Origin of the sequence: Psychrobacillus sp. INOP01, from assembly GCF_018140925.1 — a bacterium.
Taxonomy (GTDB): Bacteria; Bacillota; Bacilli; order Bacillales_A; family Planococcaceae; genus Psychrobacillus.
On the sequence record NZ_CP073315.1, the window covers coordinates 693,687 to 705,899 of the forward strand.

Here is a 12,213-nt window from a genome sequence, read left to right on the forward strand (position 1 = left end):
CCCATTCTCAACTTACACCCCGATGCTGCTGTTCAGTCAAACCAGTCATAGAGTATTTCTAAGCGTTCATCATACGATGGGAAAAGTATGTAGAATACAGGATAGGTTCTCTCATCCTCTTCATCATCGTGTTCCCATAATAATGTTAACCATTCTTCAAAACTGTCTAAAACCTTTACAATTCGCGGTTCTATTTGGCTTACAAACCAAACCCTGTATTCTTGATCAGGAACATTATCTTCATATATGAATACCCAATGATTATTCGAATGGTCACCAGCATCGAACATTGTGAAGGATATAAGCCGTTTAGATTCTATCCACTCTTTAGTTTCTACTACTAAAATCTCATTAGGAATGTCTGGAGTAATCCTATCGGCTTTGCAAATATCACCAGAAGGAGAGTCTTTACTAACACCTCCAATGGGTTCACAATCCAATAAAAAAATACCATTGGAGAATTCCTTCAGAAACTTTACAAATGATACAGGCAAACGATATCCAAGTGTTTCTTCATATGTTGCAATCATTTCATCTGAAGCAGTATCGAAACGATCAACATCAGGATATTTTTCATTAAATTGTTCGATAAATTCATCTATTCTCAAATTAGCACCCTTTCTAATTAGCTGTTAAAAGAAATTACATTACTACGACGAGAAAGTAATAAATTCTGCCAATCTGCCACCTAGCTAATGCATATGCTAATTTCGCAAATTTTTTTCAAGTATAATTTTATGTAATCCCTTTGTATCCGTATATGTATCTATAACATCATATCCATTTTTTATGTTCAAAATTAGCATGCTACGCCATTTATTCATTGTTTTTGTTTGAACAACACTATAACCTTTTTCTCTTAAATACTGGTGTTGTTTTTCCATTAAGGTAGTGCCAATGCCAAATTCCCTAAAATTAGTATCTACCCCACCTAGCCAACTATAAAATTTAGTATCGTCTAATGCATATCCAATCTTATATCCAATAACTTTTGTACCACTCATAGCAGTAATAACTAATAACCGATGTTTTTTTCCCATTTTGTTAATTAAATCATCGGAAGTGCCAAAAATATTTGTATGTAATTCTACAACACTATCTAATAAAAGAGCATCAGGTAACGAATTAAAAATAAGGTAATTAATCTTCAATTATACTTCCCCTTTCATTCCACTTACTAAATAGATTGCTATTAAGTGAACTGTTTCAAATTCATAATATGAAAATAGCTTCTATTAGAATTACGCTAGAATATTCAAAAGGTTCCATTTTTATATAAATCACTTGAAAAAGATTAACTAAAAAATGGAAGGAGGCTTCTCCTTCCATTTTTTACACATTAGATAAGGCTTGCTGTAAATCTTCTATGATATCACTAGAGTTCTCCAGCCCAACTGAAAGCCTCAATAAGCCTCCTGTTATACCCATCTCTAATCTTTCTTTTTCAGGTACAACCGAATGAGTCATCGTGTAAGGATGTTGGATCAGTGTTTCAGCATCTCCTAAACTAACGGCAATTTTTATCAACCTTAGTTCATTCATAAGCTTTTGCGCCTGTTTCACTCCCCCTTTTATAGTGAAGGAAATGAGACCACCGGCAGCTTTCATCTGTCTCTTCGCCACATGATATTGAGGATTATCTACATCAAATGGATAATAAATGTTTTCAACCGATGGATGTGCCTTTAAAAAGTCGAATACTTTACTAGCATTTTCCGAATGTCTGTCCATACGGATATGCAACGTTTTTAAACCTCGTATTAATAACCATGCATCGAAAGGTGAAATGATACCGCCAAAGTCTTTTTGGACAGTGCCCCGAATTGTCTCCATTTCCACTTTATCTCTTCCTACTAGAATTCCTGCGATGACATCACCGTGTCCATTAATATATTTCGTGGCACTGTGAAGAACAAAATCTGCTCCAAGCTCAATCGGGTTTTGTAAGTATGGTGAGGAGAATGTATTGTCAACAACGACCGCAATTTCATGTTTCTTAGCAACTTTTGTGATTAGCTCAATATCTACAATTTCCATCGTTGGATTAATCGGTGTTTCTATATATATACAAGTAGTATTTGGTTTAATTGCATTTTCTATCTCTTCTTCAGTCAATAAAGCTTTAAAGTCATGTGAAATATTGTATTTGTCCTTCAATATTTTTAGCAGTCCGAATGTACAACCATAAATTCCCCTCGTACAAAGAATATGGTCACCTGATTTAGTAAGGTGGACTAAAATAGTACTTACCGCAGCCATACCGGAGCCAAATGCTAGTGCACCTTCCCCTAACTCCATCGCAGCAATTCGTTCTTCCAATACCTGTACGGTAGGGTTCCCTAATCGGGAATAAATTCCACCTGACTCTTCTCCAGCAAAACGTCTTTCCCCCTGCTCTGCTGTGTCAAATGCGAATGTCGACGTCTGATAAAGTGGAACAGAAAGGCTATCGTGGTGCTCGGCTGTTTTAAACCCCTTATGGATATACAATGTTTCTTTAGAAAACTTTGAATTACTCATAGAATACTCCCCTTTTTGTAAACGCTTACATATAGTGTACATGGAATTTTATAAAAAGAAAAGACACCCCCTCAAGAAGAGTGAGATGCCTTATAAACGCAAAGTTGATTTTTACCATTATTTTTTGCTTTATACAATACAGTATCCGCATAATGGAAGAGATTATTAAAACTTAAATCATCACTTTGTTGCCAGTTGGATACACCAATAGAAACTGTAACAGATGGGTTGGTCTTTTGAGGAATGGTCATTAATAACTGTTCGCACATTTCTATACCTTGTTCTAATGACATATGAGAGAAGTATAAGGCTAGTTCTTCCCCACCCCATCTTGCACTTATTCCCTTATTTTTTATCATTCCTTGTATAACCCGCGCTATTTGTTTTAAAATTTCATCACCAATCTGATGGCCATGAGTATCATTTACTCGTTTAAAATTATCAATATCAATAAGTACAAAGACACCTTGGTCATCAGTTTTCATCGCCTTTTCAACAAACCTATCCAAGTAATTTCTTGCAAAAAGATTTGTTAAATGATCTCGATCAACCATTTTTTGTAGCTTGTTTCTTAAGTTTGAATTGCTAATGGCTAGAGACGAATGTTGTATCAAGGACTGCATTAATTTGTAATTGTCAAAAGAGAAATAATAGGGTTCCTTATGCATGATAATACTAAATCCAGTTATATTACTTTGTTCTTTTAAAGGTATGGCCACTAAAGAGCGGTATTCATATTTTAAATCTGTTAAACGATTGAAATCTGCTATAAATACAGAATCCTTCTCCGTTTTAAAGTGATTAGTAATATATTGAATATATAGTTGTCCATCCATCGTATGAAATAATTCGGTACTTGCTGGCGAAATTTTATATTCATCATTTTCTATAAATACAAAACCTACGTGCTCTGGTTGGAAAAACTTCATTAACTGATTTCGTAAAAAGATAACCATCTCATCCAATGACAAATTCATATTCAACTTATGCGACGTTTCGTTTATTAATTGTAAATCGGAAACCAATCGATGGGATTGAATATATAACTTAGCATTTTCCAAGGCATTGCCCGCTGCTTCAGCGAGTAAAATTGCAAATTCTTTTTGCCTGATCGAAAATAAGTAATCTAGCGGGGCAGAAATTTGTAAAATACCGTAGATTCCTTGTTTTCCAACGATCGGAATATTTAGTAATCGAACACCTAAGTCCTGAGCCAACTCTGTCGTTATTTCACCAGATACATATGCCTCAACCGTAGTATTTCTTTCTGTTGTATAATCGAATAACTTATATGGAGCAGACGTTTTACGATCCTGATCATTTGATAAGATAAGTATGGACTTGAATTTAGGAAAAGCTATTTGAATGGAGTGTAGTGTTCCTTCTAATATTTGACCGATATCTAATGTTGAATTAAACATTTTCGTTACATTAAACAAATTTCGATACTGGTTCTCCTGCTGTGTTAAGAATACTGACTTTTTAATGGTTGTTACTAATTTGGTAATTGTTTGCATGAATTCATCTAGTTGCGGTGTCTGTGAAAACTCTTTCCATTTTTCTGTGGATTCCATTATGATTAATCCTAATGGCTGTAGTTCTACATCTCTTAATAATAATGCTACATCATTATTGGAAGAATGTTTTATTTGAAGTGTGTGCACATCGATAAAGTCTTTGTCATAGAAAAACGTTTCGATCTCTGACCATTTAATAGCATTGAGCTTTTTCGTAAATGAATGATTCCATGAAAGCTGTAAAAAGGTTTCCGCATCATATATAAAGTATTTTGCTTGTTGTATGTCAAAAAACTCAAATAAAATATTTTGCAAATCCTCAAACCATTTAATACTCGATTCGTGTGTAAATACGCTTTCATTCCAAATATCTAGAATACCACTTTTTAGATGGATAATCTTATCTTTGCTTTCCATTACTTCACCTCTCAGCTTTCCAAGAGCAACTATGATACTTTTATCATAGTTCCGAATAATTCAATATAACTATATTTTATCCTATTTATCCATTCTATGTCTATAATATATTTGCAATTATTTTTGGATTATAATATTGTTTGACTATTACTGTATATAGAGTTACAATGGACTTTGTGTAAAATAAATGCAGCAGTTGTATGGCCTAGATTGCTCATTTTGTTCCTCTATACTAATAGATGGTGTATCCCGTAACCCTCGGCTGCTAGGGCGATGATACATGAAAACAAAATGTCTGCTAGTCTGAATACATCTGGTCTTATTTTACAACAAAATAAAACCAACATAGAGGAGGAGACATACATGTCTCGTTATACAGGTCCATCATGGAAATTATCACGTCGTCTTGGTATTTCACTAAGCGGTACTGGTAAAGAATTAGAAAAACGCCCTTACGCACCAGGACAACACGGTCCTAACCAACGTAAAAAATTAACAGAATACGGTATGCAATTACAAGAAAAACAAAAACTTCGTCACACTTACGGTGTAAACGAACGTCAATTCCGTACTCTATTTGACAAAGCTGGTAAAATGCCAGGTAAACATGGTGAAAACTTCATGATTCTTCTTGAAACTCGCCTTGATAATGTTGTATACCGTTTAGGTCTTGCTCGCACACGTCGTGGAGCACGTCAATTAGTAAACCACGGTCACGTTATGGTTGATGGTAAACGCGTTGATATTCCTTCATTCCGTCTAAAAGCAGGTCAAGAAATTTCTCTTCGTGAAAAATCTCAAAACCTTGACGTTGTAAACGAATCTATGGAAGTTAATAACTTCGTACCAGAATACTTATCTTTTGACGCAGACAACAAAGTAGGTACTTTCGTTCGTAATCCAGAACGCGGAGAACTATCTGCTGAAATCAATGAAGCTTTAATCGTTGAGTTCTACTCTCGTTAATTTTATTGCTCTACAAAGAGTGATATTAAAAGCCTTCGAAACCCTTGTTTATCAAGGTTTTGGGGGCTTTTTCCTTTTTTAAACAATGCAGAATAAAGCATTAAAAAGCAGGTTATTGGGGCTAGTAAAAATTATTGGCGGCGTATGTACTGGAATAGATAAGTATAAATTTAAGCCTAGTTGATGGAATTGAGCAATAAACAGGAAGCTGGAATGCTCAACAAACCGTGTGTCTGTTATTGAGCTTATAACTTCACCATCATATTCCAAGATAATCACTTACTCGTATACTTTCCTCTTCCCTTTTTCAACATTATTCAGGAACTCTTTACCTCTCTCCTCATTTCCAATTGCGCCATGCATCTGGAATAGTGTTTTGAAACCAACAATTAGTTTACTCCAACTAACGTATTTGATGCAAAAATATCCATTTCTCTTTTATTAGTAGTAACCTCCAGGAAGATTTTGTATTTAATAGCTTTTTTGACGGGGCGATAACCACAGAATTATTCTTTTCTTATCGAACTATTTTGAAAACAAAAAATTTATGCTAAACTTAACTTAAGTGAATAACAATTGCAGAATAAAGGTGCTCTTTTAAGAGCTTAATAGGGAATTCGGTGCAAAGCCGAAGCTGTTTCCGCAACTGTAAGTGTAGATGACTACAGAAAATACCACTGTCAAACGAGGAAAAATGCCTCCAGTAGATGGGAAGGTTCTGAATAGGATACACGAGCCAGGAGACCTACCTCTATTCCATCGTATTAACTCTCTTCGGAAGCTAGGAGAATTTACGGCAAATAGATGGACAGGCAATTGTATTTTTGAGTCTTATTCTATTTTCCTTAGATGCTCTCCTTTAATTGGAGAAGCATCTTTTTTTCTTTTCGAGTTAATTGCAAGTATATTCACTTATAACAATTTGAGGAGGAAAGAAAAAGAAATGGACTTTTATAAGAAATGGTTGAATATAGCGATTGTCTTTATCCTATCATTTTCGCTATTTTCACCTGCTGCTCTAGCTGAGACACAGCTATCTGAAAATAGTGAGTTAGAAACTAGCTCTATTATTAATAATCAATCTAATGACGAGGAAGCTGATATATCCCAGCTAACGGAGAACGAACTATCTTCGAACACTACTAATGATAGTGCGACGATACATAGTTCTGAACCAAAAGGCTATGTGACGGTTTCCGTTGAGAAGTTCACCCTTGGACAAGGCTATATAAATGAACCTGTTAGAGTACCTTTTTATGAAGGTGATAACGTAGCTCAAGTTTTAGTTAATCTATTAGGGGATGGAAACTATGAAAATATGGGATCTGTAGATAGCAGCTTTTATTTAGCAGCTATTTATGATCCAAGTCCTAGAGAAGTGAAAGTTCCACAATACATTCTTGATAAATCTGGCCCAATTAATGAGCGAACAGAATCTAACTGGTTAGGTCAATTTGACTATACAGATATGTCAGGTTGGATGGTAGCTGTTAAAAATGATTTTATCTCTCGTGGTGCCTCAGATTGGTTCCCTGAAGATGGCGATGTCATTAGATGGCAGTTTACTGTTTGGGGCTATGGAGCAGATTTAGGCGGAGGTTTTGGTGGAAATAATTATATTAATCCAGCAAATAAAGATGTATTAACAGCAAAAATAGCAGAGATTAATAGTGCTCCAAATAAAAACGAAATTTTAGCAAATACAAATGTAAAGTCTGCTTATGATGCCGCATACTTACAGCTCACTAATATGGAGAGCAGTCAATCAGATGTAGATACTGCACTAACTCAACTATATACTGCTTTAAATGGAGACGATGAAGAAGTTGTTAAAGCTGAAAAAACAGTATTACAAGCTGACATTCAACAAGCTGAATCAACTAAAGCTTCTGTAAAAGTAAGTGTCGATGGAAAAGATATAGCCCCCACTGATTATTGGGTAACTCAAGCTGAACAAGATGCGTATACAAATGTAATCATATCTGCTCAACAACTAATCGCAGATGAAAATGCGATTCAAGAAGACATTGATGCGAAAGTATTAGCACTAAATCAGGCAACAGCGTTATTTAATCAAGCGAAAAATGTTGGTTTACAAGCTGTTGTTACTAACGAAGTAAAGTTCACTGTCGCACCTAAAACAGTTAAATTAAATCTTTACGATGCGAACGAACAAGAAATAAACATAGGAGCTGGTGCCGAAGGTACGTATAACGTTTATACAGCTACTATACCAATAGGTAATTATCGCTACGAAGGCTTTGATAGCAATAATAAAAGCGTTGGTGGTGGTAAGTTAACAGTTACAACTGAGCCGAACCAAGAATTCAAATTCCGTCAGCTTAATTTTAAAGCTAGTAATACCGGCTGGGTTGTTGATAATGATTACACTGTAAAAGTTGGACAAGATATATCAAGCGATACGTCATTGAAGCTAGGTGACGTAACTGCACAAGGACAGATTCCTGTATTAGCTCTTACAGGAAAAACGTTCTTCTATCAGTTTGAACCAGATGCTAAGCACACTCAATACGTTGCATTAAGCAATAGCATAACTATAACAATTGCAGCATCTGCTCAAGCTGTAAGTACGGCAATCCCATTTTCAGGGAATATGACTTTTACAGTTCCTCAAGATGCAGAATTATTTATTGGAAAAAAAATCAAACACTTCATTACATTTGAAGAGATACTGCCTGAAGGTGAAGCGACAATAAATCCAAATGGCACAAAAACATATCCTTTCAAATTGGTGAATAATGGGGAATATAATTACCGAGTTAGCCAAGCGGGAAAGCTAACTAATACAGGTACATTTAAAGCAAATGCACAAAATGCATCATTGGAAATTACTAAAGAACAGCTTGACATTCAATCACCTAAAGCAATTTTAAATAAAGACACATACCTTGAAGGTAATATTTATTTAAATATTAATGAACAAAATCATTTAAAGCTAAATGAAGGTGCCAGCTTTAAATTACTCCCTCTACGTAGCTGGCAAGCATTAATTGAAGGAATTAATAACTATTTCTTTGAGCCAGATTTCCATTATGAAATCATTACGGGTAATGATGTAATTGCAATTGAACCTGGAAAGCCTGGAAGCTACTCGACAGTGAAAGCATTAAAAAATGGTACGGCAATAGTAAAAGTTACGTATGATGCACTTAAAGTTAATGGTTCTTCTTACATTACTAATCCAAACGATGCATTTAGTGCCATATGGGCAGAAAACGTTGGTCTGTTCGTTGTTACTGTTGGTCAGGGTGAAACAGGTATTTCCACAGGCATTGAAAGTAATAAGGAACGTAATCAAAAAGCCAATGAAGGTAAAAAAGGCAGTACACTTATGAACCTCCAAAACGGTGTTTTTGATGCCGACATTGATAGTGTTTACTATGTTCAAGATCAGCCAGGAGCATATTATACGTTTACTCCAACTGCTGGAAGCTCCGTAAGCCTTTTACGTCCTGAAATTAATCACGGACAAGGCACTGCCTCTTATGGGAATGGTACATTTTCAACAGTAGGTGTTCAACCTAGCGAGAATGACTCTTTTACAGTTTTATTAACTGAAGGACGTAATATCGTCAAGATTGAAAAAGAAGGAAAAGTTGAGTATCACGTGTTGACAGCGCGCCCGCTAGATATCACGATTGAAAACCTTACAAAACCCAAAGAGAAAATAACTCCTGGAGATAAAGTAAAGGTTACATTTAAAGGTCTGTCATTCCCAGCAAATAAACTAGCAGGAATTTACAACTTCAACGCGCAATTAAATTTTATAGGCGGTCCAGAACAACAATTAATTGCTGGACTTAAGAGACAGTATAATATAACGACACAGGCTAACGATGTGACATTTACAATTCCTGAGAATCATAAGGGAGAGTATATTTTAGAAGAAGGTTATATTAAACTAGGCTTCTTTGGTAGCCCAATGGGAGATCATCGAAATATCGATCCACAAATAGGAGCAAATCCTAACTTTAATGCATCGGAAAGAGAAGGCTATTATAGCATCTTCCCCAAAATCACAATTATTGCAGAATCGAATGTAGGAATTGATAACTCTTTACTACAAACTGCAATTGATATGGCTAATCAAAACAAAACTACAGTAAAAGTAAGTGCTGATGGAAAAAATATAGACCCTACCGATTACTGGGTAACTCAAGCTGAACAAGATGCTTATACAAATGTAATTGTATCTGCTCAACAACTAATTTCAGAGGAAAATGCGATTCAAGAAAACATTGATGCGAAAGTATTAGCACTAAATCAGGCCACAACGGCATTTAATCAAGCGAAAAAAGCTGGTACAAAATCTAATGCTGATACAACAACTTCAATGGCTTACAATACTGTTGGTCAATACATGGTAGACAAACTACCTAATCCTAAATTCGGTAATGAATGGTGGATTATTGCATTAGCTCGTGGTGGCTACGAAGTGCCAACTGGCTATTATGATACTTATTATAAAAATGTTGTTGACTATGTTATTTCTAAAGATGGCGTACTCGATCAACGGAAATACACAGAATATTCACGATTAATTATTGCTCTGACTGCCATCAAGAAGGATCCAACAAATGTTGGTGGTTACAACTTAGTAGAAAAACTATCTGATTTTGATAAAGTTATTTGGCAAGGTGTAAACGGTGCCTATTTTGGTTTAATTGCTCTTAACACTTGGGACTTTGAGTTATCTAAAACTGCCACTACAACACGAGAAAAACTTATTGATTATATTTTAAACAAACAATTAGCTGATGATGGCTGGGCTTTATCGGGAACAAAAGCTGACCCTGATATGACAGCAATGGCTATTCAATCACTGGCTCCATACTATAACAACAATGCGAAAGTTAAGACAGCTATTGATAGTGCATTAGCTACTTTAGCTGCTATGCAATTAGAAAATGGTGGCTTTAAATCATGGGGCACAGAAAATTCCGAAAGTGCTGCTCAAGTTGTCACTGCACTTTCTAGCTTAGGAATTGATGCGAACAAAGACCCTCGCTTTAATAAAGTTGTAGCAAATTTAATGACTTATTACAGTCCAGAAGACGGCGGCTTTAAACACATTTTAAGCGAAAAGAAAGCAAACGGAATGGCTACAGAGCAAGTTGGCTATACATTAGCTGCTTATTATCGTTTGCTTAACGGTCAAACAGCCCTATACGATATGTCAGATACGAAGTCTAATGATCCTTCTAACCCTGGGGACGGTGGCAATCCTTCTAATCCTGGAGATGGTGGAAATAACAATAATCCAGGCAATGGCGGAGATAACAACAATCCAGGTGGAAGTCTTCCAAATGGTCATTCGACGCTCTTAATTAGAATCTCCTCTTCCGAGGTTCCGTTAAGAGAAACATCTGTTGAGCTATATCCTGGAGAAACAGTATTCGACGTATTAAAACGTGCGACAACTAAAAATGGTATTGCTTTAAGCTATCGTGAAACACAATATGGTACTTATATCGATGGCATTGCTGGTCTTTATGAATTCGACCGAGGTCCTTTAAGTGGTTGGATGTATCGTGTAAATGGTCATTTCCCTTCTTACTCTGCAGCACTTTACACATTATCACCTGGTGATTCGGTTGAATGGCTATATACGCTCGATTTAGGTAAAGATATCGGTGGATATGTTGACGGAATCGAAAATGGTGGCGCTCCAACTGGAGGAAGCAAAGAAGAAGACAAAAAGAAATGTACTGACAAAGATGAACAATGTACTGAAGAAACAAATAAAGATAGCTCAGTAGCTGAGATTACTATTCAGGACGGTAGTAACAAAGTAAATATTACATCTGAAAATATTCAAAAATATATTGAAAAAAACATTCAAAAGCTCGTGATTCTAAGCAAAGATAATTTCAAATTAGAAGTTCCTACTTCTATCTTTACTGGTATTAAGCTTGCCAAAAATGAGCAAATAAGGGCCTCAGTAACGAAAAATGCTGAAAATAAACAATTCACTGTCACATTCGGTATTGAGTCTACTAATGGTAAAACAAAGTCAATTACTATAGATAAAGAATATTTAAAAGTTACGCTGCTAGCCAACAAATTAAAACCTAATTCTGTCGTTTTACAGCTTGTTGGTGGTGAATACAAGCCTGTTCCACATAGAATTGTGAACGGTGAAATTGTTCTATTCACAAAAACAAGTGGTACATTCGTTGTAACAGAAAGTACAGTAACATTTAACGATATTGCCCATTTAGCAAACAAAGAAGAAATTGAATTTTTAGCGAGCCGTCTCATAATCCAAGGAACTACACCAGAGACATTTGAGCCAAATAAGCAAATTACTCGTGCGCAATTTGCGGCATTAATCAGCCGAGCACTTGGTTTACAGGCAACAGGTGAAAATCCATTTAATGATACAGAAGGCAAATGGTATGCGACAGATATTCAAGCTCTGTTTGAGGCAGGTATTACAAAAGGGTCGACTGCTTCAACATTTAATCCTGAAGCACCAATTACACGTCAGCAAGGAGCTGCTTTTATGGCACGCATTTTAGAATATTTAAATACTGATGTGAAACCTAAAGGAGAGATTAACTTCAATGACGCTAACCATATTAGCGCTGAATACTTACCTTATATCAAGCTATTAAATAGCCTTGAGATTATGACTGGTAAGCAAGATGGTTCATTTGATCCAGGTGCTCCGTTAACGCGTGGACAAACAGCGAAAATTTTAAAACGCACATTAAATATCCCTGGCATTATGTAATTTCCCTTACTAACCCAAACGCTCAACGCATTTGGG

Annotated in this window: 6 protein-coding genes and 1 riboswitch; of the genes, 2 read left to right on the forward strand and 4 right to left on the reverse strand. The window is 35.7% G+C overall.

From position 1 onward, the window contains the following. Positions 1–32 precede the first annotated feature (32 nt). The 4 genes from KD050_RS03510 to KD050_RS03525 all read right to left on the reverse strand — a co-directional run bounded on the left by KD050_RS03510 (position 33) and on the right by KD050_RS03525 (position 4,454). Positions 33–608, reverse strand: coding sequence for an SMI1/KNR4 family protein (locus KD050_RS03510; protein ID WP_211894878.1), 576 nt, complete (start codon positions 606–608; stop codon positions 33–35). Positions 609–704: 96 nt separating this feature from the next. Further along, positions 705–1,151 (reverse strand): GNAT family N-acetyltransferase, encoded by a 447-nt coding sequence (locus tag KD050_RS03515; RefSeq protein ID WP_370627166.1) that lies wholly within the window; start codon positions 1,149–1,151, stop codon positions 705–707. A 181-nt stretch (positions 1,152–1,332) separates the two neighbouring features. Continuing rightward, positions 1,333–2,520, reverse strand: a complete 1,188-nt coding sequence (gene megL / locus KD050_RS03520; RefSeq protein WP_211894879.1) for a methionine gamma-lyase — start codon at positions 2,518–2,520, stop codon at positions 1,333–1,335. A 71-nt stretch (positions 2,521–2,591) separates the two neighbouring features. Then, positions 2,592–4,454: a sensor domain-containing diguanylate cyclase gene (locus KD050_RS03525; RefSeq protein ID WP_211894880.1), complete on the reverse strand. Its 1,863-nt coding sequence runs from the start codon at positions 4,452–4,454 to the stop codon at positions 2,592–2,594. A 363-nt stretch (positions 4,455–4,817) separates the two neighbouring features. On the opposite strand from KD050_RS03525, the gene rpsD reads away from it, so the two are divergent. Next, positions 4,818–5,420 (forward strand): 30S ribosomal protein S4, encoded by a 603-nt coding sequence (rpsD, locus tag KD050_RS03530; RefSeq protein ID WP_211894881.1) that lies wholly within the window; start codon positions 4,818–4,820, stop codon positions 5,418–5,420. Positions 5,421–5,990: 570 nt separating this feature from the next. Continuing rightward, positions 5,991–6,188: riboswitch (cobalamin riboswitch) on the forward strand. Between the two features lie 175 nt (positions 6,189–6,363). Beyond that, positions 6,364–12,177 (forward strand): S-layer homology domain-containing protein, encoded by a 5,814-nt coding sequence (locus KD050_RS03535; RefSeq protein ID WP_211894882.1) that lies wholly within the window; start codon positions 6,364–6,366, stop codon positions 12,175–12,177. Positions 12,178–12,213 lie beyond the last annotated feature (36 nt).